Source organism: Janthinobacterium woesei, from assembly GCF_051380875.1.
Classification (GTDB): domain Bacteria; phylum Pseudomonadota; class Gammaproteobacteria; order Burkholderiales; family Burkholderiaceae_D; genus Janthinobacterium.
The window spans coordinates 257,028-279,907 of sequence record NZ_JBNYXW010000007.1 but is presented as its reverse complement, the minus strand read 5'-3'; the positions used below and the strand labels follow the sequence as shown (position 1 = coordinate 279,907).

Sequence of the window (22,880 nt, the reverse complement as noted above, 5' to 3'; positions counted from 1 at the left end):
ACGGATCTTTGATAGTCACTGACGCAACAACTTGGAGTAGTCGCAATGCAAAACACGGTACATTTCATCTTGCAGGGCAAGGGCGGCATCGGCAAGACCCTGGTCTCGACCCTGCTGGCGCAATGGATAGGCGGCAAGGACGGCACGCCCCTGCGCTGCTATGACACCGATCAGGAAAACGCCACTTTTTCGCGCTACAAGGCGATGCACGTCAAGCACGTGCCCGTCATGACGGATGCGCGCAACATCGACCCGAAACGCTTCGACGCGCTGATGATCGATATCCTCGAAGAAGATGGCAACTGCGTGGTCGACAATGGCGCCAACACCTTTTCGCCGCTGATGGGCTATCTGCTGGAAAACGACTGTTTTTCGCTGCTGGAAGAATCGGGCCGCAAGGTGTATATCCACACCATCGTCGGCGGCGGCGACACCTTGCACGACACGGCCACGGGTTTTGTTGCCACGGCGCAATCGACCAAGGTGCCGCTGGTGCTGTGGCAAAACGAACACTTCGGCCTGCTGCAATCGGCGTCCGGCAAGCAGTTTGTCGAATCGCAATCGTATGCCGACAACCGCGCGCGCGTGAAAGGCAGCATTACCTTGAGCCAGCGCAATCCCGACACCTTCGGCGCAGACGTGAAAAAAATGAACACGGCGCGCCTGACGATGCAGGAAGTGCTGCAGAACGACAAGTTCAACATCATGGAAAAGCAGCGCATCAAGGTCGTCTACCGCGATATCTTCGAACAACTCGACAAGGTGCAATGGTAGATGGACCAGCACAAACTGCGCACGCACGTATTCGACAAGACGGGCATCAGGATCGACGTTGACGACCCGATATTCGCCCTGGTGGCGCTGAATGAAGCGGTGCTGGCCGACACCGTCGAGCGCCAGCTGGCCCTGCTCGACGCGGCCACGCAGGCGCTGGCGGCGCAGGCGCGCGCGGCGGGCGGCTTGCCGCCGCTGCCAGCGGACCCCGTTGCCAGTGCGCCAGACGCGGGCGCTACTGCAGCAGCGCCAGCCGTCTGGTTTTCGCCGCGCGAATGGCGCTTGCTGGGCGCGGCCGCCGTGGTCTCCCTCGCCTGCGCCCTGCTGGTGCTGGGCGGCGCGGCATTGCTGTATAACATTGCTGTATAAAAATGTACCATCAGTAACTTCTACGCCAGCCACGAGCCGGCCGTAGCCCCTGAGCAACCACTCTTTGGAAGCGTGCATGAAACCGATCAAACTGCTGGCCATTCCCGCCCTGATGCTGTCGCTGTACGGCGCCCCGCTGACCCACAGCCATGCTGCCGACGCCGCCGTCACGACGGGCGCCACGGCCGTGCCCAATATCGCCTACGAGAAATATACCTTGCCGAACGGCCTGGACGTAATCTTGGTGGAAGACCATAAATTGCCCGTCACGGCCGTCAATATCTGGTACCACGTGGGGCCGGCCAACGAAGCGCCGGGGCTGACGGGTTTTGCGCATTTGTTCGAACACATGATGTTTGCCGCCACCAAGCACGTGCCGCGCGGCATGGCCGACCAGTTGCTGGAAGGCGCGGGCGCCACCGATTCGAACGGCAGCACCGATTTCGACCGCACCAATTATTTCGACACGGTGCCGTCGAACCAGCTGGAACTGGCCCTGTGGGCCCATTCCGACCGCATGGGCTACTTGCTTGACGTACTCGACCAGACGGCCCTGACGAACCAGCAAGACGTGGTGCGCAACGAGCGCCGCCAGAGCGTGGAAAACGCGCCGTACGGCATCGTGCAAGAAGCCCTGTACCACCAGCTGTTTCCCAAGAACCACCCGTATTACGCCAGCGTCATCGGTTCGCACGCGGACATCCAGAACGCAAAACTGGCCGACATCAAGGAATTCTTTACCAAATACTATGGCCCCAACAATGCCAGCCTGGTGATCGCCGGCGATATCGACAAGGCGAAGACCAAGGAACTGGTCAACAAGTACTTCGGCAGCTTCAAGAGCGGCCCCGCCGTGGCCAAGCCCGATGTCGTGACGCCGCCCATCACGCAGGAGCGCCGCCTGGTGGTACAAGATAGGGTCGAGTTGCCGCGCGTCTTCATGGCCTGGCTGACGCCGTCCGCCTACGCCAAGGACGATGCGGAACTGACGATGGCCGCGCAAATCCTGGCCGGCGGCAAGTCCAGCCGCCTGTATAAGTCGCTGGTCTACGACAAGCAGATCGCGCAGGACGTGGGCGCCAACCAGGGCTCGAACGCCCTCACCTCCGTGTTTAGCGTGGACGTGACGGCGCGCCCGGGCCACAAGCCCGAGGAAATCGAGCAAGCCCTGAATGCCGAACTGGAACAATTGCGCGCCAACGGCCCCACCGGGAAAGAACTGGAACGGGCCCGCAACAGCATCGAGACGAGCATGCTGAGCCAGGTGGAAAAAGTCGGCGGCAACGCCAACCTGATGAACCAATACAACCAGTACCTGGGCGACCCCGGCTACCTGGGCAAGGATATCGAGCGCTACCGCAAGGTAACGGCGGCCGGCGTGCAGCGTGCCGTGGAGCAATACCTGAAGACGCAGTCGCGCGTCGTCGTGTATGGCGTGCCCGGCACGCCGGACCTGGGAGCGGAAGTGGCGACGCCGGCGCCGGGCAAGATCAAGGCCGCGCCAGGCACGGCCATCAATGCGGACGAGCCGTGGCGCAATCAGGTGCCGCCCGCCGGCCCCGCACCGAAGATTGTTCTGCCGCAAGCCAAATCATTTACCCTGGCCAATGGCCTGACCGTGATCTACAACTACAATCCGGCCGTGCCGCTGGTGGCTAGCCAGCTGGTGGTGAAAAGTGGCTCGGGCGCCAATCCGTTGGCGCAGCCGGGCTTGTCGGGCTTTACGGCGCAATTGTTGCAGGAAGGAACAGCCACGCGCAGCGCGCCGCAGATCGCCGATGACGTGGCGCAACTGGGCGCCATCCTCGGCACCGGCTCCGGCGTGGATGCTTCGTTCGCCCAGCTGACGTCGCTCAAATCGACCTTCCCGCAAGCGCTGGACGTGCTGGCCGACGTGGTGCAGCACCCGCAATTCCCGCAAGCCGAGGTGGAACGCCAGCGCGCCAGCCGCATCGGCGAACTGGCGCAGCAGCGCGAAAACGCGGGTGCCGTGGCGGCCCGCGTGGAAGCGGCGGCCCTGTACGGCCCGCAACATCCATACGGCACTATCCAACTGGGCACGGAGGCGGCACTGAAAGCCACCAGCCGCGCCGACCTGCACAATTTCTGGCAACAGCACTACTTGCCCAACAATGCGGCGCTGATCGTCTCGGGCGATATCAGTGAAGCGCAATTGAAGGCGCTGGCCGAAGCCAAGTTCGGCGCCTGGAAGCCGGGCAGCGTCACGCCGGCCGTGGTAGCTACGCCGCAAACAAGCAAGGCCAGGCTGATTTTGGTCGACAAGCCGGGCGCGCCGCAAACGGCCGTGCGCCTGTCGACCATCGCCGTGGCCCGCACGACGCCCGATTATGCGCCGCTGCAAGTGATGAACGCGGCCCTGGGTGGCTTGTTTACGAGTCGCCTGAGTAATAATCTGCGTGAAGAAAAGGGCTACACCTATGGCGTGCGTTCGCAATTCCAGTACCGCCGCCAGCCAGGGCCGTTCTCGATCGCCACCGGCGTGCGCACCGACGTGACGGGGCTGGCCGTGGCGGAAACCTTCAAGGAAATCCGCGCCATGATCGCCAAGCCGTTGACGGCCAAGGAACTGTCGAATGCGCGCAATTCGCAGGTATTGTCGCTGCCGGGCCAGTTCGAGACGAATGCCAGCATCAGCGCCAGCATGGCCAACACGTATATCTACGGCTTGGGCCTCGACTACTATGCGACCTTGCCGCAGCGCTTTGCCGGCGTGACGGACAAGCAGGTGCAGCAAGTGGCGAAGAAGTACCTGCAACCGGAAAAGCTGATCGTCATCGGCGTGGGCGACAAGGCGAAGATCGCGCCGCAATTGTCCAGGCTCAAACTGGCGCCCGTGGAATTGCGCGATGCTGAGGGTAACGTCAAGTAGTTCGATTAGCGGCGCTTGAACAGCGCCGCTTTATCCACCAGCGCGGCAATCGCCACGCCTGCCGTGTAGGCGACCAGGTCGACCCAGCCGAAGTAGCTACCCAGCAGCAGGTGCCCCAGCGGATGGGCGCGGATAGCGTTGATCCACGGCGCCTGGAGCAACTGGCCAAATTCGACGGCAAAGCAGATCAGCAAGGCCGTCAATGCCAGCTGCCACGTGCGCATGCGCGTGGCGATGGCGCCCAGTGCAAAGACGATCATCATGGCCCACAGGGCATCACCAGGATATTTGCCGAGCACCTCGGGTAGCCACTGGGGAAAGGCACGCGAGGCCAGGCCCAGCGCGATGACGAGCACGGTGGCAGCTAGCTGCAACAGGCGGCGGCGTTCAGGTTTTACCAGGAACATATTTCCATTCAAAGGCACGATACGGGCCGAACCATTGCGGCCCCGTATTTATGTATTGCGGTATTGTACTGCGCCTGCCGTGCCCGCCTGGCGCATATTTCGTCAGAGCAAGTTCAGTCCAGACGCACCTGCTCGGCCAGGAAATCGAGGAAGGCGCGCACGCGCAGCGGCAGATGGCCGCCTTGCCCCACATACACGGCATGCACTTCCTCGCTGTCGCCCGGATTAAAGCCTTCCAGCACGGCCTGCAAACGGCCGGCCGCGATATCCTCGCGTACCTGGAAGGCAGCCAGGCGCGCCAACCCCAGGCCGGCCAGCGCCAGTTGCCGCAAGGCTTCACCGTCGCTGGCCTGGGCATTGCCGGCGGCCGGCACCACGATGTCGCCCTCGGGCAAGCGCAACGGCCAGCCGGAGCGGGCGCGCGCATAGTTGGCATCGAGACAGTTGTGCGCCGCCAAGTCGGCCGGCGCCAGCGGCATGCCGCGCCGCGCCAGGTATGATGGCGCCGCCACGATCAGCATGTGCGTCTGGCCCAGCTTGCGCGCCATCAGGGTCGAACTTTTCAAGGGGCCGGCCCGCACGGCCACGTCCGTGCGCTGCTCGAGGATATCGACCACCTCGTCGGTCAGCACGATATCGAGCGTTACGTCGGGATGGCGTTCAAGAAACATGGGCGCCAGCGGCAACAGGAAATGCTGGCCGAACGGCACGTTGGCGTTGACGCGCACCTTGCCGCGCGGCGTACTCTGGATGCCGGCGCAGCGCTCGGCTTCATCGAGGGCCGCCAGCACGCGCACGCCCCGTTCGTACAGGCCGCAGCCTTCGGCCGTCAGCTGAAGTTGGCGCGTGGAACGATTCAGCAGGCGTGCGCCCAGGCGCTGCTCCAGGCGCGATACAAGCTTGCTGACAGCCGACGGCGTCATGCCGCAGGCGCGCGCGGCGGCAGAAAAGCCGCCCAGTTCGATGACCCTGACAAAAATTTCCAGTTCGCCGGAACGGTTGACGTCGACTCTTCCCATTGTGAATTGAACTCATAAATGTTCTTCGTTATGACAGTCTAGTACATAAACGACGGGGACAGCATCATGGCGCATCCCCTTTCGATGAGCAAACCACCATGAAACCCTTGCACGCCCTCCCCGCCACCGCCCTGCTGGCCCTGGCCCTGACCGCCCCCGTACATGCGGCCGAGCCCGAAGCTGCTCCCAACTGGGTGGCCAGCTGGACGGCCAGTCCGCAAGCCGTGTGGGGAGCGCACTTCCTGTTCCCCACCAATGTTCCAGCCGTGCTGCACGGGCAGACCGTGCGCCAGGTGGCGCGCGTGAGCGTGGGCGGCCAGCGCGTGCGCATCGTGCTGTCGAATGCCTATGGCCATGTGCCGCTGCACATCGGCGCGGCCAGCGTGGCGCTGGCGGACAACGGCTCGGCGATCCGTCCGCACAGCCTGCGCATGCTCACCTTTGCCGGCCAGCCATCGGCCACCCTGGCGCCGGGTGCGCCCCTCGTCAGCGATCCGGTCGAACTCGCCGTGCCGGACCTGGCCCGCCTGACGGTGAGCCTGCACCTGCCGCAGGCAAGTGCCGCCTCCACCTTTCATTGGGACGGGCGCGAGACGGCGTGGATCGCCCCGCACGACCAGAGCCGCGCCGCCCACATCGACGCGGCGCAAGCCGGCGTGCAGAGCACCACGGCGCGGATATTGCTCGCCGGCATACAGGTGGAGGCGGCGCAGGCCACTCAAGCACAAGCGGTGGCCATCCTCGGCGATTCGATCACCGATGGCGCCAGCGCCAGCCTGGGCCTCGATGCGCGCTGGCCGGACGTGCTGGCCGAACGCCTGGCGCCGCATGGCGTGGCCGTGATCAACGCGGGTATTTCCGGCGCTCGCCTGCTGAGCGATGGCATGGGAGAAAATGCGCTGGCGCGCTTCGAGCGCGACGTGCTGAGTCAACCTGGCGTGCGCGCAGTCGTCGTCCTGATCGGCATCAATGACATCAGCTGGCCCGGCACGGCATTTGCCCCGCAGCAACAGCGTCCCACCCTGGAAGAATTAAGCAAGGGCTACGCCCGGCTGATTGCGCAGGCGCGCAGCCGCGGCGTGCGGGTGATCGGCGCCACCCTCACGCCATTCGAAGGCGCCCTGCCCGGCACGCCCCTAGACGACTATTATCAGCCGGAAAAAGATGCGCTGCGCCAGCAACTCAATGCGTGGATACGCGATAGCGGCAGCTTTGATGCGGTGCTGGACTTCGACGCCTGGACGCGCGATCCGGCGCATCCGCTGCGCCTGCTGCCCGCGTATGACTCGGGCGACCACCTGCACCCTGGCGACGCCGGCAACCGGGCGCTGGCCGAGGCGATCGACCTGGCACTGCTGTTGCCGGCGCTCAAGCGTTAAGCATCGCCCAGCCCCGCGTACAGGGCAGTGCTCAGGTAGCGCTCGCCAAACGAGGGGATGATGGTGACGATGGTCTTGCCTGCGTTTTCGGGGCGGCGCGCCACCTGCAAGGCAGCCCACAGGGCGGCGCCCGAAGAAATGCCGACCAGCAAGCCTTCATCGCTGGCGGCCAGGCGCGCGGTGGCAAAGGCGTCGTCGTTCTTGACGCAAATGATTTCGTCGTAGATGGCCGTATTCAGGATCTGCGGCACGAAACCGGCGCCGATGCCCTGGATCGGGTGCGGTCCTTTCGTGCCTTTCGACAGCATCGGTGACGCTTCCGGCTCCACGGCGATGCATTGCAGGCCAGGTTTACGTTCTTTCAGCACTTCACCGATGCCGGTGATGGTGCCGCCCGTGCCCACGCCGGCGATGACAATATCGACTTGCCCATCGGTATCGCGCCAGATTTCCTCGGCCGTCGTCTGGCGGTGGATGGCGGGATTGGCCGGGTTATTGAATTGCTGCAGCATCAAATAGCGCGGGTCGGCCGCCACCAGCTCTTCGGCACGGCGGATGGCGCCCAGCATGCCTTCGCTGCCGGGCGTGAGCACCAGTTCGGCGCCATACGCGCGCAGCAGGATGCGCCGCTCGCGGCTCATGGTGTCGGGCATGACGAGGGTGCAGCGGTAGCCGCGCGCGGCGCACACCATGGCCAGCGCGATGCCCGTGTTGCCGCTGGTGGGCTCGACGATGACGGTATCGGGATGGATCAGGCCAGCGCTTTCGGCCGCTGCCACCATGGACAGGCCGATGCGGTCTTTGACGCTATGCGCGGGATTGTAGAATTCGAGCTTGGCCAGGATGGTGGCCACGCTGCCGGCAGCGATGCGGTTGATGCGCACCAGGGGCGTGTTGCCGATCAGTTCAGTGACGTCGTTGGCGATTTTCATGGGAGGAGTCTCGGCTATTTCAGGAAACCCCAGTCTACCGCTTTTTAGCGCGGCAGCGCACGTGGTGCGCCGCCGAAAATGGACAATTACTTAATTACTTAATTACTTAATTACTTAATTACTTAATTATTTAACGTCCAGCAATTCCACGTCGAAGATCAATGCCGAGTTCGGCGGAATGTCGCCATTGCCGGCGCCACGGGGGCCGTAGGCCAGTTCGCCAGGAATGATCAGGGTGCGCTTGCCGCCCACTTTCATGCCGGCCACGCCCTGGTCCCAGCCCTTGATGACCATGCCCTTGCCCAGCTGGAAATCGAAGGGGCCACGGCCCACGGAGCTGTCAAACTGCTTGCCGCGCGAATTTTTCGCCAGTGGACGGTACAGCCAGCCCGTGTAGTGCACGACCACGGTATTGCCGGCATTGGCTTCCTTGCCCGTGCCAATCTTGTTGTCGATGATGATCAGCTTGTCGGCGACAGGGCCCGGGCTCATCGATACGGCGGAGGCGGGAACAGGTGCGGGTGCTGGCGCCTGTGCCTGCGCCAGCGACGCGGCGACGGAGCAGATCAGGGCAAACAAAACGGAGCTACGCGTCATGATGTATTCTTTCATTGAGTTTCGGTGAGATCCCTGCAGTATCAGGCGTGCAGAGAATGCCAATGATAGCAAACCGCCGCAACGATATGAAAAACCTGTCACCCGATTCACACTTTCCCCGTCTGTTGTATGCCCTGTGGCCCGATGCCGCCACGCGCACGGCCCTGGCTGCCTGGCAAGCCAGTTTGAAAGGCAAGCCCACACGCCCTGACAAGCTGCACCTGACCCTGGCCTTCCTGGGACAGCGTCCGGCCAGCGAGTTGCCTGCCCTGCTGGCGCTGCTCGACAACCTGCCGGCGCGCGCCATGCCCCTGGAGTTGGATCACGTCAGCCATTTTCCCCGGCTCGCCATCGCCTGGGCCGGCCTGCGCCAGACCTCGCCCGCCCTGCTGGACTTGCGCACTGCCTGCATGCGGCAGCTGGCCGCGCAGGCGCTGTCACCGCGCTTCGAGCACGACCGTTTTACGCCACACGTGACCCTGGCGCGCCAGGCGCCACCACCACCGGCGCTGCACCCTGCCCCCGTGCTGTGGCAGGCAAGCGAACTGGTGCTGGTGGAATCGCTGAAAAGCACCGGCGACTACCGCATCCTGGCGCACCGCACACTGATTTAAACGGCGTCCGGCACGGCAGCGAGTTTGTCCTGGCGCAAGCTTTTTAGCGCATGTGCGGCCGCCACCATGCCGAAGCTGGCCGTGACCACTACGCTGGAGCCGAAACCGGCGCAATTCAAGCCCGTCACGCCGGCCGCAGTGCCGTCAATGGCGCACGCTTCCGCGCTCTCGGGCGTGCTCAACGGTTCCATGGAAAACACGGCGTCGACATTGAACTTGTTTTTCACGCCACGGGGAAAGCCATATTCGGTACGCAACAGCTTGCGCACGCGCTTGAGCAGCGGTTCCTGCTCCGTTTTCGACAAATCGCGCACGGCGATCAGGGTCGGGTCCGTCTGGCCGCCCGCGCTACCGATGGTCAGCATGGGAATACTGCGTGCGCGGCAATACGCGATCACGGCCGCTTTTGCCTTGGCATTGTCGATGGCGTCGATCAGATAGTCGAACTCGCGCCCGCCCAGCAATTGCTCCAGGTTATCGGGGGCAATAAAATCTTCGATCTGCGTGACCTGGCAAAACGGATTGATCAGTTCGATGCGTTCGGCCAGGGCCGTGATCTTGGCCTGGCCGATGGTGTCGCTCATGGCCTGGATCTGGCGATTGATATTCGATTCGGCAACATTATCCAGGTCGATCAGGGTCAGGTGGCCAACGGCGCTGCGCGCCAGCGCTTCGACGATCCAGGAACCGACGCCGCCCACGCCGATCACACATACATGGGCCGCGCGGAAACGCGCCAAGGCGGGGGCGCCGTACAGGCGGGCAATGCCGCCGAAACGCCGCTCAAAATCGATCTCGGTCAAGTCCGTGGAAATTAGTTCATTAGTGGAGGTATGCATGGCGCCATTTTAACGGACACTGCGCTGGCGGATATTCTAAAATAGCCGAATAGGCACAGCGACAAGGCTCGATTGTCGCCGCGCCCCAACACTGCCCACCATGAGAACACGCCATGACACTCCCTCTGTTCGACTCCGTTCCAGGCTTTGACCAGCCAATCGCCGTGCTCAAGCATTGCCACGACAAGATCCGCAAGCAATTGACCACCCTGCAAAACATGCTGGGCCACCTGGGGCAGCACGGCAACACGGCAGACGCGCAGCAGGCGGCCAAGGCAGTGTTGCAATACTTCAATAAAGCCGCCCATCTGCACCATGATGATGAAGAGCAAGACCTGATGCCCATGCTGCAAGCGAGCGCCACGGGCGACGATGCGGCCCTGCTGGCGACGCTGGTGCCGGAAATCCTGGCCGACCACCAGCGCATGGACCAGGCTTGGCTGGCCCTGCGCCCGGAACTGGACGCCATCGCGGCCGGCACGGGCACGCAGCTGTGCGCCGATGGCGTGCGCGACTACGTTGCCGCCTACCAGGCGCACATGGCCAAGGAAGAAGGGCAGCTGGCGCCCATGGCCAAGCGCCTGTTCAGCGCGCAGCAGATGGAGCAGCTGGGCACGGCCATGCAGCGCCGCCGCGGCATCGCCCCCGAGCTGCCGGCCCAGCCCGACCCTGCCGCCACGCTGGCAGCCATGCGCACCGACTACGCGCAGTCCAGCCTGAGCGAGAGCGACGTGCTGGCCGATCCCGTCGCCCAGTTCCAGAAATGGTTCGCCGAAGCCGTCAACGCCCAGGTGATCGAACCGAACGCCATGAGCCTGGCCAGCGTCAGTCTTGAGGGCAAGCCCAGCTCGCGCATCGTGCTGATCAAGCAATTCGATGAACGGGGCTTTACCTGGTACACGAATTACCACAGTGACAAGGGCCAGCAGCTGGAGCACAACCCGCACGCGGCCCTGCTGTTTTTCTGGCGCGAACTGGAGCGGCAAGTGCGCATCGAGGGCACGGTCGTGAAAACCACGGCAGCCGAAAGCGACGAGTATTTCAATGTGCGCCCCCTGCAAAGCCGTTTGTCGGCCATTGCCTCACAGCAAAGCTCGCCGATTGCCAACCGCGCCGCGCTGGAAAGCAATTACGCCGCCGTGGCCGCCGCCCTCGGCGACGCCCAGCCACCGCGCCCGGCCCACTGGGGCGGTTACTGCCTGCAGCCGGAACGCATCGAATTCTGGCAGGGGCGCCGCTCGCGTTTCCATGACCGCATCGTCTACACGCGTGGTGCAGACGGGCAATGGAGCATGCAACGCTTGCAGCCCTGAACACGCCACGCACAGCAAGCCCGGCAATATAGGTGTAGGCTATGAGGTGTAGTGCTTGGATTATTGTTTCTCAATTTGCGGTAGCGAGCAGCGGCCGCTTCATTGGAGGCCATTTTGTTTGTACAAAATCAACTTAAGTCCTGGATCGCCGGTATGCGCAGCAAAGCCGCCTTGCCGCTGCGCATAGAATTGTGGAACGGCCAGCATGTCGACCTGTCCAGCGAAACGCCCAGGGTCACCATCCGCCTGCCGACCGCCGCTTCGGCCCGCTATCTGCTGAACCCTTCGCTGGCCAATCTCGGCTCGGCCTATGTGGAAGGCAATATCGAGGTCAAGGGCACGGCGATGGACATGATTGCCATCTGCAATGCGCTGGCGCGCAACACGCTCAAGCCGGAAGGCAAGCTGGCCCGCATCGTGCGCAGCTTTACGCACGACAAGAGCAAGGACGCCGAGGCCATCCGCTACCACTACGATGTGTCGAATGCGTTCTACGAGCAGTTTCTTGACCCCGCCCTCGTGTATTCCTGCGCCTACTTTGAAAACGGCGATGAAACCCTGGAGCAGGCGCAGGTCAAGAAGATCGACCATATCCTGAAGAAAATCCAGTTGCAGCCAGGCCAGAGCTTGCTCGACATCGGTTGCGGCTGGGGCGCGCTGGTCATCCGTGCCGCGCAGCAATACGGCGCCCGCTGCGTGGGCGTGACCCTGTCGGAAAACCAGTTTGCGCTGGCGCGCGAGCGCGTGGCGGCCGCCGGGCTCGAACACCTGATCGAGATCCGCCTGCAAGACTACCGCGACGTGACGGGCCAGTTCGACCGCATCACCAGCGTGGGCATGTTCGAACATGTGGGCCTGAAACACTTGCCCGAGTATTTCGCCATCATCAATAAACTGCTGGCGCCGGACGGCATGGCGATGAACCACGGCATCACTTCCACCGACCCGGACAATGGTGAAACGCCATATGGCGGCGGCGAATTCATCGAAAAGTATGTATTTCCGCACGGCGAACTGGCGCATATCGGCAATGTGCTGAAAACCATGCAGCAAGGGGGGCTGGAAGTGCTGGACGTGGAAAACCTGCGCCGCCACTACGCGCGCACCTGCGCCCTGTGGACGGAAAATTTCGAAGCCCATGCCGAGCAGATCCGCCCCCTGGCAGGCGAGCGGCGCTTCCGCATCTGGCATGTCTACCTGGCCGGCTGCGCCTATGCTTTCGAGCAAGATCTGATCAGCCTGTACCAGATCGTCTGCGTGAAAGCGGGACGGCGCTCATCCACCCTGCCGTGGTCGCGCAACTATATGTATGAGCAAGTCCGCCAGCCGGCGCCGGCATTGAGCAGCTGAACGTCCCGGGGCGCGGCCGCTGCACCGGCCGCTGTATCGGCCACACCCTTGGCCAGCATGTCACCTCACTTCACGCGATGCGCATACATGGCGCGGAATGTCTCCACCTTGGGCGCGACGACACAGGCGCAATAGCGCTGGAACGGGTGCTGCTCGACATAATTCTGGTGGTACTCCTCGGCCTTGTAATAAGCTTGCGCCGGCGCCAGTTGCGTAACGATGGGCGCATCCCACACGCCGGCCATCTCGGCAATCACCTTGCGCGCCACTTTTTCCTGCTCGTCCGACTGGTAATAAATGACGGAGCGATATTGCGTGCCTACATCATTGCCCTGCCGATTCAGGGTGGTAGGATCGTGGATCGTGAAAAATATTTCCAATATGTCATGGTAGCTGATGCTGGCGGGATCGAATTCGAGGCGCACCACTTCCGCGTGGCCCGTGTCCCCCGTGCAAACCTGCTCATACGTAGGATGGGGCATGCCACCGCCCGTATAGCCAGCCTCGACGCGCGTGACGCCGCGCGCTTCCAGATACACGGCTTCCAGGCACCAAAAGCAACCGCCGCCCAATACCGCGATGTCCGTTTGTCCATTCATGATGCCCTCCAGCGTGTGTGCAATCGCAGGCCGCTGCCGGCCCAGAAAAGCAGGAAATACTTGCCTCTTGCATCACTGTAACGCAAAGCGGCATGGCGTGCAGGGCCGCTTGAAACGCCGCGTGGCGCAGCGCACATACGGGCAAGCCGGCCAGAATTGCGCTGGCATGGCCGATTTTTGGCATAATGGCAGCAAATAGACAGGTCTCCCATGAACACACGCTCTCCCCGCGCGCCAGCGCAAGCATTCGATACGCCACATTTCCGTCAGGCACTGTCGCAGTTTGCCACCGGCGTGACGGTCATTACCACGCGCCTGGCCGACGGCAGTTTCCGCGGCCTCACGGCCAGTTCCTTCAATTCCGTCTCGCTGTCGCCGCCGCTGGTACTGTGGAGCCTGGGATCGGTGGCCAACAGCATGCCCATCTTCAGCGGCAACTCGCATTACGTCATCAATGTGCTGGGCGCCGACCAGGCGGAACTGGCACAGCGCTTTGCGCGCCGCACACCCAATCCGTTTGACGACGTCGAGTACGAACTGTCGCGCACGGGCCAGCCCATCCTGAAAGGTGCATCGGCCTGGTTCGAATGCCACAACCGCAGCCGCTACCCGGAAGGCGACCATGTCATTTTCGTGGGCGAAGTGGAACAATGCGCGTTTGCCTCCCAACCGCCCTTGATCTTCCACAACGGCAAGTTCAATACACCGCCAGCCTGAGCGGGAACAAAAAAAAATCCGCCGAGGCGGATTTTTTTGCAACAGGGCAAGATCAGAACTTGTAGCCGATGCCGATACTGACGGCGATCGGGTCGAGCTTGATGTCCTGCGTCTGGCCCGTCGAGAAGGTCGCCTTGGTTTTCAGGAAGTTCTTGACTACGGCGACGTCGGCAAACCAGCGCTCGTTGAAGGCCAGGGTGCTGCCGATTTGCAGGCTGGCCGCAATTTTATTCTTCAAGCGGTACGTGACTGGCGATCCACCCGGATCGAGCAAGGCCGTCATCTGGCCCGAACCCGTTTCCTTCTGGAAATAAGCATACGTCAGGCCGGCACCCACGTAGGGACGGATCATCGCATTTGCCTGGAAGAAACGATACTGGATGAAGGCCGTCGGCGGCAATGCTTCCGCCGTGCCCAGCTTGCCCGTGCCCTTGATGGCGCCATCGCCGACCAGTTCATGCTTGTAGGGAACACCCAAGTCGAGCTCGGCAGAAATATTGTCCGTGACCATGTAGGCGAAGGTCAGGATGGGTTTGGTGTCCGCCTTGACGTCTGCCTTGGTGCCCGGCAAGGCCGGCGCCGAAATGTCGCCACTGTCCACATGCGGCGTGATCTTGTTGATGCCGACCTTGGCCGTCCAGGTACCTGCGCTTTGCGCCGCGGCGCCCGTCGCCACAGCCATCGCGGCAGCAGCGGCCAGCACGCGCACAGCGGTATTCAAACGATTCTTCATCTTGTCTCCTGATTCATTATGTGCGGATAGTTCAGCTATCCAGTCTTGTCGCTGCCAGCAACGGCCACGCCTCCATGGCGCAGCCGCTGCGGCCATCCCTTACAGCCAGCCGCGCACGACCATTTCCTTGGCCACATAGCGGGCCAGCAGCAGGTTGTTGAACGGCGTCGGATGCACATCGTCGGCATACGCATAGTGGCTGACGTCACCGGCTTTCAGGTTCGTGCCATTGCATACCAGCGAGCTGGCCAGTGGATTTTTCGCCAGCGTCAGGTCGCACGCCGTCTCCGTGACATTCGTCAAGCCATACGGACCCGGATTGACGCCCTGGTCGTGGCTGACGGCAAACACGTCGACCAGCAAGACTTTCGCATTGCCGCTCAAACCACCGCTCAGTTCACCGTTGTAGGCGCTGACCATGGCATTGATGAGGGCCTTCGTATTGGCATCCTTGCTCAGGCCCGATGGCGTACCGGCCACGTCCGGCAGATTGTTGACCACCACATAGTTGGCACCCTTGGCAATGATCTGATCCTTCACCAGCGCCACCAGTTCGATGCCTGCCTGTTTCATGGAAACAACCAATGCAGGGCCATTCGCCGCAGCGTAGTCGGCACCGGCCTTGGCGCCGGCAGCGGCACCGGCAGCGTTGCCCGTGACGGTGGCGTCGGCCTGGGCCTTGGCGACCAGCGGACCATATACGGCAGGAGCAGCCACGGCGGAGTTGCCCGGCTGGACAGCGGCGGTGCCAACGGCGGCCGTCACGATCGTCGTCGATGTGGCGCCAGGCGCCGCACTGGCGGCCGCTACGGCCGCACCGATGGCTTGCGCCGCCGTAGCAGGATTGGTGGCGCTCGCAGCCAGGGCCGCGACCAGATTCGTGGCAAAGGCTTTCGCGCCCGCATCGGCACCCGCTTTCGCGCCGGCAGCCTGCCCAGCAGCGGTCGCACCCGCTTGCAATGCGCCCAGCTGGTACAGCACGTCGTTACCGCCGGCCATCACGAAGACGGCTTCCGTGCCGCTGAACTTGCCACCGGAGACGGCCAGGTGATTCGCAATCTGTGTCACCACCGGCACGGTCAGGGCGCCCAGCGCACTGCCCGTCAGCTTGTTGTTCGGGCCGACCGGATTGGTCACGCGCGAACCGCCCATGGCGTAGCCGAAGCAGCCGGCATGCTTGACGCGGGCAACGGAGAAGCCTTGCGCGGCATCGCCGTCCAGGCCCGTCTCTGCAGCGCACGGCACGGCCAGGCTAAATTGCGCGGCCAGGTGCTCGGTCCAGTTCTTACCCGTCAGTTCAGGATTGATCTTGGTATTGTCGCCATTGATGGTGAACTTGCCGCCACCGAGCTTGGCCACGGTGCCGACGGCATATGAGCCGACGTCGGACAGGCTGTCGCCGAACGACACCTGTGCCGAGTATTTGACTTTCAGGGTTTGATCGCCGCCAGTGGCGCCGCCGCAACCGGCCAGGACAGCCGCTGCCAGCACGGCCAGCGCGAATTTTGTTTGATGCATTTTGTCTCCTTGGGTCTTTTTCTGGTTTCTAAACGAACGGGCGTGCTATTCGCTACCCCACCAATATGCCATCGTTCCTTGGGCTTGTATAGAAATTATGTTTTAAAAAACAGCTAAATTACAACACCGCCGGCAGCCCACCGCAATGGAAGGGATGCACTGATTATGCGGTATGAAAGATGTTTCGTGGCAAGCATCGCTATTGCGCTGCATCAAGAAAAAGCCCCTTGCGGGGCTCTTTTCATGCGGACAGAAATTGCTGCAAGATACCACTTGAGCCGAACGCGGCACGCCGCAAACGGTCATTGATGCCCAGCCACTCGGGGCCGGTGGGCGGCGCTTCGACGAGGATCAGCTCGGCACCGACCTGGTCCATCGTGCGCAGCGAGGCGTACAGCGCATGTGCGTAGCTGTGCGGGTCGGCATCGAGCCGCACGCTGGCACTGGCCGGCGGCATGTCCGAGTAATGGATCAGGGCCACGCGGCGTCCGTCATTAAGCAAGCGGTTCAAGGTTTCGCCCACGGCGTCGCTGTGCTGCATCGCAACAGGCGTGTGTGGCGCATAGTGCGATTCCAGGGTGCCCGAGGCGCGCGGCGCGGCCGCATCGGCGACAGCTGGTGCGCGCCCGATGACGGCGGCGATTTGTTCGCTGCTGATATGGCCAGGACGCAACAACACGGGGCCGTGCGTGGCCAGGCGCGACAAGTCGACGATGGTCGACTCGATGCCGACATCGCTCTGCCCGCCATCGAGTACCGCGCCCAGCAAACCGCTGCCCAGCTCGGCGTCAAACTCATCGCGCACGTGCTGCGCCGTGGTCGGGCTGACATTGCCGAATTTATTCGCCGATGGCGCCGCCAGGCCGCCCTTGCCACCCTTGAACGTGCCTAGCAATGCGATAGCCACCGGATGCGACGGACAACGCAGCCCCACCGTATCCTGGCCGCCGGACACGGCGTCGGGAATATGCGCGGCGCGCTTGACGATCAGGGTCAGCGGGCCGGGCCAGAAGGCCGCCACCAGCTGTTCTGCCTCGGCCGGTATGTCGTCGGACCAGTGCGCCAGGTCGGCACCCGGCGCCACATGCACGATCACGGGGTGGTCGGACGGGCGGCCCTTGGCTTCATAGATGCGCGCCACGGCGGCCGGATTTTCCGCATCGGCGCCCAGGCCGTACACAGTTTCCGTGGGGAAAGCGACGAGGCCGCCCGCTTCCAGCACGGCGGCGGCCGCCGCGATGGCGGCCAAGTCCAGGCCCGGCTTGTGTTGCGGTGAAATCACGGTGCGATTCCCAGGATCAGGCAAGCGTCGTGCAGGCGCTGCTGCGCCTCCGGCAAGGTGGCAGCCACCAGGGTCAGATGGCCCATCTTGCGGCCACGGCGCGCATCGTCCTTGCCATACAGGTGCAAACAGGCGCCTGGCAGGGCCAGGATGCGCTCCCAGGCCGGTTCGCAGGCAACATCGCTATCGCCGGCAAACCAGGCATCGCCCAGGATATTGAGCATCACGGCCGGCGAATGCTGGCGCACGTCGCCCAGTGGCAAGCGCGCCATGGCCCGCACCTGCTGCGCAAACTGGCTGGTGACGCAGGCGTCCATCGTGTAGTGGCCGCTGTTATGCGGACGCGGCGCCATTTCATTGACCACCAGGCTGCCATCGGTCAAGACGAAAAATTCGATGCACAGCACGCCAACATAGCCCAGTTCGGCGACCAAGGCTTGTGCCGCCCGCTGCGCCCTGGCAGCGCTTTCGTCGGACACGTTCGGACCCGGCACGGTGGTAGTAAACAACACGCCGTCGCGGTGCACGTTTTCGGCGATCGGATACACGACCGAGGCGCCGTCGACGCCGCGCGCCGTCAGCACGGACACTTCATATGCCAGCGGCAGCATTTTTTCCAACAGGCAAGTCACCTGGCCCATTTCGGCGAAGGCGGCGCGCACGTCGTCGCGCGTGTGCACGCGGAACTGGCCCTTGCCGTCATAGCCCATGCGCACGGTTTTCAGGATGCCGGGCAGCAAATCGTCGCCGATGCTGTCGATATCTTGCTGCGTGGCAATGACCATATGCGGCGCCGGCAGCACGCCCGACTTATCCGCGCAGTCGACAAAGAAACGTTTTTCGGCGATGCGGTCTTGCGCTACGGAAACGCCATGCGCGTCGGGCGCCACGAACACGTGGCTGGCCAGGCGCGACAGGCTGCCGGCCGGCACGTTCTCGAATTCGGTGGTAACGGCCAGGCACTGGGCGGCCAGGGCGTCGAGGCCGGCCACGTCGTCATAGCCGGCGTTGATCAGGCGCTGCGCCACCTGCCCCGCAGGGCAGGCGTCCGATGGTTCCAGCACGGCTACCTGGTAGCCCATGCCTTGTGCGGCCTGGGCGAACATGCGGCCCAGCTGGCCGCCGCCCATCACGCCCAGCCACGCCGGTGGATTGGCGGCGGGCAACAATGGGGAAGTCAATTTACTATTCATTATTTTTCAGGCACATTAGTCTAGCGGCAATACCATGGCCTTGGCGGCGGCTGTCTGCGTGACGCGGAACGCTTCCAGCTGATCGGCCAGGGCGTCGTCATTGGCGGCGAGCATCGCCACCGCCGTCAGCGCCGCATTCGCCGCACCCGCTTCACCGATGGCGAAGGTTGCCACCGGCACGCCCTTGGGCATCTGCAGGATCGACAGCATGGAATCCTCGCCACGCAGGTATTTCGATGGCACGGGCACGCCCAGCACCGGCACGATGGTCATCGCGGCCACCATGCCAGGCAGGTGGGCCGCACCGCCGGCACCGGCGATGATGGCGCGCAAGCCGCGCGCACGCGCGCTTTTCGCATACGCGTACATCTCGTCGGGCATGCGGTGCGCGGAAATGACTTGCGCTTCAAACGGCACGCCAAACTGTTTCAGGATGGCAACTGCGTTCTGCATCACGTCCCAGTCCGAGGACGAGCCCATGATGACGCCGACCAGCGGCGTGGGGTTCAACTGAGGAGCGCTCATCTTAGGCCTTCAACTTTTCGCCCGTCAGGCGCTCGATGGCTTCGAAGTACTTGGCCTGAGTTTTTTCGATGACGTCCGCCGGCAGCTTTGGCGCCGGTGCGGTTTTGCCCCAGGTCAATGTTTCCAGGTAGTCGCGCACGAATTGCTTGTCGAACGACGGTGGCGAGATGCCGGGCTGGTACGAGTCCGCTGGCCAGAAGCGCGAGGAATCGGCCGTCAGCACTTCATCCATCAAATGCATGACGCCGTTGTCGTCCAGGCCGAATTCAAACTTGGTGTCGGCGATGATGATGCCGCGCGTGGCCGCGTAATCGGCGGCAGCCTTGTACAGCGCAATGGCCACGTCGCGCATCTTGGCGGCCAGTTCGGCACCGATGCGCTCTTCCATTTCAGCAAAGCTGATGTTTTCGTCATGCTCGCCCAGCTCGGCCTTGGCCGCTGGCGTGAAGATCGGCTCTGGCAGTTTTTCCGCCTGTTGCAGGCCCGCTGGCAACTTGATGCCGCAAATGCTGCCCGACTCCTGGTAATCCTTCCAGCCCGAGCCGATGATGTAGCCGCGCACGACCGCCTCGACCATGATGGGCTTCAAGCGCTTGGCCACGACGGCACGGCCCTGCACTTGCTCCACTTCATCGGCTGCCACCACCGACTCTGGCGCAATGCCGGTCAGGTGATTCGGCACGATGTGGCCCAGTTTCTCGAACCAGAAGTCAGTCATCTGGTTGAGTACCTTGCCCTTGCCGGGGATAGGCTCGTTCATGACGACATCGAAGGCCGACAGGCGATCGGTGGTGACGATCAGGATCTTGTCGTCGCCAACGGCATAATTGTCGCGGACCTTGCCGTGGCCCAGCAATGGCAGGGAGTGGATGGAAGTCTGATAGAGGCTGTTCATAGCGGGGGAATAGTTGGATGAAACGAAACCGGCAGGCAGTCGATGCCTGCCGGTCGAGAAAATCGGGCACAAGGATACGCTGTATGCGGATGCCTCCTGCCCGTTCCAGACAGAATTTTACTTCACAATCTGCGACAGCTCGCCGGCCTTGTAGCGCTCAGCCATTTTTTCCATCGTGATGACCTTGATTTTCGACGCCTGGCCTTCGCAGCCGAACGCCTGCATGCGCGCGCGCACGATCTGCTCGGCGGCCAGACGGGCTGGCTTCAGGTAGTCGCGCGGGTCGAATTTCGAGGGATTTTCAAACAGGTACTTGCGGATCGCCGCCGTCATCGCCAGACGGATATCCGTGTCGATGTTGATCTTGCGCACGCCGTGACGGATGCCTTCCTGGATTTCCTCGACAGGCACGCCGTAGGTTTCCTTCATGTCGCCGCCAAATTCGCGGATGATGGCCAGCAATTCCTGCGGCACCGACGACGAACCGTGCATCACCAGATGGGTGTTCGGGATGCGCGCGTGGATTTCCTTGATGCGGTCGATGGCCAGGATGTCGCCCGTAGGCTTGCGCGTGAACTTGTAGGCGCCATGGGACGTACCAATCGCAATGGCCAGGGCGTCGCACTGGGTGCGCTGCACGAAGTCGGCCGCTTGCGCCACGTCCGTCAACAGTTGTTCGCGCGTCATCAGGCCGTCGGCGCCGTGGCCGTCTTCCTTGTCGCCCTTCATGGTTTCGAGCGAACCGAGCACGCCCAGCTCCGCTTCCACCGTCACGCCGATGGCGTGCGAGAATTTCACGACTTCACGCGACACTTCCACGTTGTATTCATACGAAGCAACCGACTTGCCGTCCGCTTCCAGCGAACCGTCCATCATCACGGACGTGAAGCCCGAGCGGATGGCGGCCATGCAGACGGCCGGCGACTGACCGTGATCCTGGTGCATGACGACGGGGATGTGCGGATACGCTTCGACGGCGGCGTCGATCAGGTGGCGCAGGAAGGCTTCGCCAGCGTACTTGCGCGCGCCAGCGGACGCCTGCATGATCACCGGGCTGTTGAGCGCATCGGCGGCAGCCATGATGGCCTGCACTTGCTCCAGGTTATTGACGTTGAAAGCAGGAATGCCATAACCGTTTTCGGCGGCGTGGTCCAGCAATTGACGCATGGATACGAGAGACATGGTAATACTCCAGATAACAATAGAAACCGTTGCGGCGCTTCGCGGCTGATGGCCGCGCCGGCGCCTGAATTCTTCACTCTACAACAGAACGTTCAACAAACTGTTCAGGGCCAGGCGCATTGCCGAAGGCAGTACAACTAGTACGACGAGGCAATGCAACACCGCCCTTGGCTGTTTGTTCGGCGTTCTTACTCGAACTCGCCGACTTTGACAATTTTAAGCGCATTCGTGCCACCCACCTGCCCCATCGGCTCGCCCCAAGTGACGACGATCATGTCGCCCTTTTTGACGATGCCTTGCACTACCAGCAAGTCTTCCGCCTGCTTCAGCACTTGCGCGCTGGGGGCGTTCTGCATCAGATGATACGCGCGTACATTGCGGTACAGCGCGGCTTTGCGCAAAGTTGTCACACTTGGCGTCAATGCGTAGATCGGCGTGTCGATACTGTGGCGGCTCATCCACAAGGCGGTGGAGCCCGATTCCGTCAGGGCCACGATGGCTTTTACGCGCAAGTGATGGGCCGTAAACAGGGCGCCATACGCGATCGACTGGTCTATGCGGGTAAACGTGACGTTGAGGAAATCGGCATCGAGCTTGTTATATTCGGACTGCTCCGCTTCGACGCAGATGGCGGCCATCATTTCCACCGTCTCGATCGGGTACTTGCCCGAGGCCGTCTCGGCCGACGTCATGACCGCATCCGTGCCATCGAGCACGGCATTGGCCACGTCGGATACCTCTGCGCGCGTCGGCACGGCGTTGACGATCATCGATTCCATCATCTGCGTGGCTGTAATGGCCAGCTTGTTCGAGGCGCGCGCCATCTTGATCATGCGTTTCTGCAAGGCCGGCACGGCCGCGTTGCCCACTTCCACGGCCAGGTCGCCGCGCGCGACCATGATGCCGTCGGAGGCGTCGAGAATCTCTTGCAGCGCAGGAATGGCTTCCGCGCGCTCGATCTTGGCGATCATCATCGGCTTGTGGTGGTACGGCTCGCCGGCGATATTGGCCAGCTGGCGCGCCATTTCCATGTCGGTGGCGCATTTCGGAAAGGAAATGGCCAGATAGTCGGCCTGGAAACTCATGGCCGTCTTGATATCTTCCATATCCTTGGCCGTCAGTGCGGGCGCGGACAGGCCGCCGCCCTGGCGGTTGATGCCCTTGTTGTTCGACAACTCGCCGCCGATTTTGACTGTCGTGTGGATCTCGCTGCCGTGGATGCGCTCGACGACCAGCACGATGAGGCCATCGTTGAGCAGCAGCACGTCGTCCTTGTGCAAGTCGCGCGGCAGGGCCTTGTAGTCGAGACCGACTCTTTCTTGGTTGCCCAGCTCGCCGTTTTCGCCCCACTTGGCGTCGAGGATGAACCTGTCGCCCTGTTCCAGCTGGATACGGGTGTTTTCAAACTTGCCGACACGAATCTTCGGCCCTTGCATGTCGGCCATGATGGCCACTTCGCGGCCGCACTCGGCAGCGGCCAGGCGTACCAGCGCCGCGCGGTCGATATGGTCTTGCGCCTTGCCATGGGAAAAATTCAAGCGCACCACGTCGACGCCCGCGCGTATCATCTTCACCAGGATATCGAAGTCGGTGGAGGCGGGGCCGATTGTTGCTACGATTTTTGTACCACGTGGCATAGGATTCCTTATGCGCCGGCAAGGCGCTGGCTAAGCAAGGCCCGGCTGCTGAGTCGCCCGGCAAGGTAAAAGCGCAGCGATCAGGCTGCGCTTGGTACTGAACTGCTGCGTGCCGC

General features: G+C 62.7%; 22 protein-coding genes. 8 read left to right on the top strand and 14 right to left on the bottom strand.

Annotated elements, in window-relative coordinates:
- Window positions 1-45: 45 nt before the first annotated feature.
- From ACQ4W6_RS10260 to ACQ4W6_RS10250, 3 genes are all read left to right on the top strand, one after another.
- Window positions 46-774: a P-loop NTPase family protein gene (locus ACQ4W6_RS10260; RefSeq protein WP_436567079.1), complete on the top strand. Its 729-nt coding sequence runs from the start codon at window positions 46-48 to the stop codon at window positions 772-774.
- Window positions 775-1,143 (top strand): conjugal transfer transcriptional regulator TraM, encoded by a 369-nt coding sequence (gene traM, locus ACQ4W6_RS10255; protein WP_436567078.1) that lies wholly within the window; start codon window positions 775-777, stop codon window positions 1,141-1,143.
- A gap of 76 nt (window positions 1,144-1,219) precedes the next feature.
- Window positions 1,220-4,033, top strand: a complete 2,814-nt coding sequence (locus ACQ4W6_RS10250; RefSeq protein WP_436567077.1) for a M16 family metallopeptidase — start codon at window positions 1,220-1,222, stop codon at window positions 4,031-4,033.
- A gap of 5 nt (window positions 4,034-4,038) precedes the next feature.
- On the opposite strand, the gene ACQ4W6_RS10245 is transcribed toward ACQ4W6_RS10250, so the two are convergent.
- Both ACQ4W6_RS10245 and ACQ4W6_RS10240 read right to left on the bottom strand, forming a co-directional pair.
- Window positions 4,039-4,440 (bottom strand): ribosomal maturation YjgA family protein, encoded by a 402-nt coding sequence (locus tag ACQ4W6_RS10245; protein WP_436567076.1) that lies wholly within the window; start codon window positions 4,438-4,440, stop codon window positions 4,039-4,041.
- Between the two features lie 113 nt (window positions 4,441-4,553).
- Complete coding sequence (locus ACQ4W6_RS10240; RefSeq protein ID WP_436567075.1) at window positions 4,554-5,459, bottom strand: LysR family transcriptional regulator; 906 nt, start codon at window positions 5,457-5,459, stop codon at window positions 4,554-4,556.
- A 98-nt stretch (window positions 5,460-5,557) separates the two neighbouring features.
- On the opposite strand from ACQ4W6_RS10240, the gene ACQ4W6_RS10235 reads away from it, so the two are divergent.
- A complete protein-coding gene (locus ACQ4W6_RS10235) occupies window positions 5,558-6,838 on the top strand; it encodes an SGNH/GDSL hydrolase family protein (RefSeq protein ID WP_436567074.1) in 1,281 nt (426 codons plus the stop codon).
- Here ACQ4W6_RS10235 and cysK read toward each other — a convergent pair.
- Both cysK and ACQ4W6_RS10225 read right to left on the bottom strand, forming a co-directional pair.
- Window positions 6,835-7,770, bottom strand: a complete 936-nt coding sequence (cysK, locus tag ACQ4W6_RS10230; protein ID WP_436567073.1) for a cysteine synthase A — start codon at window positions 7,768-7,770, stop codon at window positions 6,835-6,837. The genes ACQ4W6_RS10235 and cysK overlap by 4 nt on opposite strands.
- A gap of 126 nt (window positions 7,771-7,896) precedes the next feature.
- The gene (locus ACQ4W6_RS10225) at window positions 7,897-8,367 is read right to left on the bottom strand and encodes an FKBP-type peptidyl-prolyl cis-trans isomerase (protein WP_436567072.1); all 471 of its coding nucleotides are present in this window, start codon (window positions 8,365-8,367) and stop codon (window positions 7,897-7,899) included.
- Window positions 8,368-8,423: 56 nt separating this feature from the next.
- Between ACQ4W6_RS10225 and thpR the strand changes: the two genes are divergently transcribed.
- Window positions 8,424-8,981 carry an RNA 2',3'-cyclic phosphodiesterase gene (gene thpR, locus ACQ4W6_RS10220; protein ID WP_436567071.1) on the top strand — a complete coding sequence of 186 codons (558 nt, stop codon included), beginning with the start codon at window positions 8,424-8,426 and terminating at the stop codon, window positions 8,979-8,981.
- On the opposite strand, the gene tcdA is transcribed toward thpR, so the two are convergent.
- Complete coding sequence (tcdA, locus tag ACQ4W6_RS10215; protein ID WP_436567070.1) at window positions 8,978-9,820, bottom strand: tRNA cyclic N6-threonylcarbamoyladenosine(37) synthase TcdA; 843 nt, start codon at window positions 9,818-9,820, stop codon at window positions 8,978-8,980. The genes thpR and tcdA overlap by 4 nt on opposite strands.
- Window positions 9,821-9,933: 113 nt before the next feature.
- On the opposite strand from tcdA, the gene pdxH reads away from it, so the two are divergent.
- Both pdxH and ACQ4W6_RS10205 read left to right on the top strand, forming a co-directional pair.
- Complete coding sequence (gene pdxH / locus ACQ4W6_RS10210) at window positions 9,934-11,133, top strand: pyridoxamine 5'-phosphate oxidase (RefSeq protein WP_436567069.1); 1,200 nt, start codon at window positions 9,934-9,936, stop codon at window positions 11,131-11,133.
- A 153-nt stretch (window positions 11,134-11,286) separates the two neighbouring features.
- Window positions 11,287-12,483 carry a class I SAM-dependent methyltransferase gene (locus tag ACQ4W6_RS10205; protein ID WP_436567068.1) on the top strand — a complete coding sequence of 399 codons (1,197 nt, stop codon included), beginning with the start codon at window positions 11,287-11,289 and terminating at the stop codon, window positions 12,481-12,483.
- A gap of 65 nt (window positions 12,484-12,548) precedes the next feature.
- On the opposite strand, the gene msrA is transcribed toward ACQ4W6_RS10205, so the two are convergent.
- Window positions 12,549-13,082, bottom strand: coding sequence for a peptide-methionine (S)-S-oxide reductase MsrA (gene msrA / locus ACQ4W6_RS10200; RefSeq protein WP_436567067.1), 534 nt, complete (start codon window positions 13,080-13,082; stop codon window positions 12,549-12,551).
- A gap of 210 nt (window positions 13,083-13,292) precedes the next feature.
- On the opposite strand from msrA, the gene ACQ4W6_RS10195 reads away from it, so the two are divergent.
- Window positions 13,293-13,799, top strand: coding sequence for a flavin reductase family protein (locus ACQ4W6_RS10195; RefSeq protein ID WP_436567066.1), 507 nt, complete (start codon window positions 13,293-13,295; stop codon window positions 13,797-13,799).
- Between the two features lie 52 nt (window positions 13,800-13,851).
- On the opposite strand, the gene ACQ4W6_RS10190 is transcribed toward ACQ4W6_RS10195, so the two are convergent.
- From ACQ4W6_RS10190 to pyk, 8 genes are all read right to left on the bottom strand, one after another.
- Entirely contained in the window at window positions 13,852-14,532 is a 681-nt protein-coding gene (locus ACQ4W6_RS10190) for an OmpW/AlkL family protein (RefSeq protein WP_436567065.1), read from the bottom strand.
- Window positions 14,533-14,631: 99 nt separating this feature from the next.
- Window positions 14,632-16,050, bottom strand: coding sequence for an SGNH/GDSL hydrolase family protein (locus ACQ4W6_RS10185; RefSeq protein ID WP_436567064.1), 1,419 nt, complete (start codon window positions 16,048-16,050; stop codon window positions 14,632-14,634).
- 241 nt (window positions 16,051-16,291) lie between these two features.
- Complete coding sequence (locus ACQ4W6_RS10180) at window positions 16,292-17,329, bottom strand: L-threonylcarbamoyladenylate synthase (protein ID WP_436567102.1); 1,038 nt, start codon at window positions 17,327-17,329, stop codon at window positions 16,292-16,294.
- Window positions 17,329-18,525, bottom strand: a complete 1,197-nt coding sequence (locus ACQ4W6_RS10175; protein ID WP_436567063.1) for a 5-(carboxyamino)imidazole ribonucleotide synthase — start codon at window positions 18,523-18,525, stop codon at window positions 17,329-17,331. The genes ACQ4W6_RS10180 and ACQ4W6_RS10175 overlap by 1 nt, the downstream gene beginning before the upstream one ends.
- A 15-nt stretch (window positions 18,526-18,540) precedes the next feature.
- Complete coding sequence (gene purE / locus ACQ4W6_RS10170) at window positions 18,541-19,050, bottom strand: 5-(carboxyamino)imidazole ribonucleotide mutase (protein ID WP_436567062.1); 510 nt, start codon at window positions 19,048-19,050, stop codon at window positions 18,541-18,543.
- A gap of 1 nt (window position 19,051) precedes the next feature.
- Window positions 19,052-19,945 (bottom strand): phosphoribosylaminoimidazolesuccinocarboxamide synthase, encoded by an 894-nt coding sequence (locus tag ACQ4W6_RS10165; RefSeq protein ID WP_436567061.1) that lies wholly within the window; start codon window positions 19,943-19,945, stop codon window positions 19,052-19,054.
- 117 nt (window positions 19,946-20,062) lie between these two features.
- Window positions 20,063-21,127, bottom strand: coding sequence for a class II fructose-bisphosphate aldolase (fba, locus tag ACQ4W6_RS10160; RefSeq protein ID WP_436567060.1), 1,065 nt, complete (start codon window positions 21,125-21,127; stop codon window positions 20,063-20,065).
- A 188-nt stretch (window positions 21,128-21,315) separates the two neighbouring features.
- Window positions 21,316-22,764 (bottom strand): pyruvate kinase, encoded by a 1,449-nt coding sequence (gene pyk, locus ACQ4W6_RS10155; protein ID WP_436567059.1) that lies wholly within the window; start codon window positions 22,762-22,764, stop codon window positions 21,316-21,318.
- Between the last annotated feature and the right edge of the window lie 116 nt (window positions 22,765-22,880).

Bases quoted from the DNA above. Each gene is read 5' to 3' on its own strand.
- thpR (WP_436567071.1), top strand. From the start codon at position 8,424: ATGCCAATGATAGCAAACCGCCGCAACGATATGAAAAACCTGTCACCC.
- cysK (WP_436567073.1), bottom strand. From the start codon at position 7,770: ATGAAAATCGCCAACGACGTCACTGAACTGATCGGCAACACGCCCCTG.
- ACQ4W6_RS10235 (WP_436567074.1), top strand. From the start codon at position 5,558: ATGAAACCCTTGCACGCCCTCCCCGCCACCGCCCTGCTGGCCCTGGCC.
- msrA (WP_436567067.1), bottom strand. From the start codon at position 13,082: ATGAATGGACAAACGGACATCGCGGTATTGGGCGGCGGTTGCTTTTGG.
- tcdA (WP_436567070.1), bottom strand. From the start codon at position 9,820: ATGCATACCTCCACTAATGAACTAATTTCCACGGACTTGACCGAGATC.
- traM (WP_436567078.1), top strand. From the start codon at position 775: ATGGACCAGCACAAACTGCGCACGCACGTATTCGACAAGACGGGCATC.
- ACQ4W6_RS10225 (WP_436567072.1), bottom strand. From the start codon at position 8,367: ATGACGCGTAGCTCCGTTTTGTTTGCCCTGATCTGCTCCGTCGCCGCG.
- purE (WP_436567062.1), bottom strand. From the start codon at position 19,050: ATGAGCGCTCCTCAGTTGAACCCCACGCCGCTGGTCGGCGTCATCATG.
- ACQ4W6_RS10195 (WP_436567066.1), top strand. From the start codon at position 13,293: ATGAACACACGCTCTCCCCGCGCGCCAGCGCAAGCATTCGATACGCCA.
- ACQ4W6_RS10245 (WP_436567076.1), bottom strand. From the start codon at position 4,440: ATGTTCCTGGTAAAACCTGAACGCCGCCGCCTGTTGCAGCTAGCTGCC.
- ACQ4W6_RS10205 (WP_436567068.1), top strand. From the start codon at position 11,287: ATGCGCAGCAAAGCCGCCTTGCCGCTGCGCATAGAATTGTGGAACGGC.
- pyk (WP_436567059.1), bottom strand. From the start codon at position 22,764: ATGCCACGTGGTACAAAAATCGTAGCAACAATCGGCCCCGCCTCCACC.
- ACQ4W6_RS10260 (WP_436567079.1), top strand. From the start codon at position 46: ATGCAAAACACGGTACATTTCATCTTGCAGGGCAAGGGCGGCATCGGC.
- ACQ4W6_RS10240 (WP_436567075.1), bottom strand. From the start codon at position 5,459: ATGGGAAGAGTCGACGTCAACCGTTCCGGCGAACTGGAAATTTTTGTC.
- pdxH (WP_436567069.1), top strand. From the start codon at position 9,934: ATGACACTCCCTCTGTTCGACTCCGTTCCAGGCTTTGACCAGCCAATC.
- ACQ4W6_RS10165 (WP_436567061.1), bottom strand. From the start codon at position 19,945: ATGAACAGCCTCTATCAGACTTCCATCCACTCCCTGCCATTGCTGGGC.
- ACQ4W6_RS10190 (WP_436567065.1), bottom strand. From the start codon at position 14,532: ATGAAGAATCGTTTGAATACCGCTGTGCGCGTGCTGGCCGCTGCTGCC.
- ACQ4W6_RS10175 (WP_436567063.1), bottom strand. From the start codon at position 18,525: ATGAATAGTAAATTGACTTCCCCATTGTTGCCCGCCGCCAATCCACCG.
- ACQ4W6_RS10185 (WP_436567064.1), bottom strand. From the start codon at position 16,050: ATGCATCAAACAAAATTCGCGCTGGCCGTGCTGGCAGCGGCTGTCCTG.
- ACQ4W6_RS10250 (WP_436567077.1), top strand. From the start codon at position 1,220: ATGAAACCGATCAAACTGCTGGCCATTCCCGCCCTGATGCTGTCGCTG.
- fba (WP_436567060.1), bottom strand. From the start codon at position 21,127: ATGTCTCTCGTATCCATGCGTCAATTGCTGGACCACGCCGCCGAAAAC.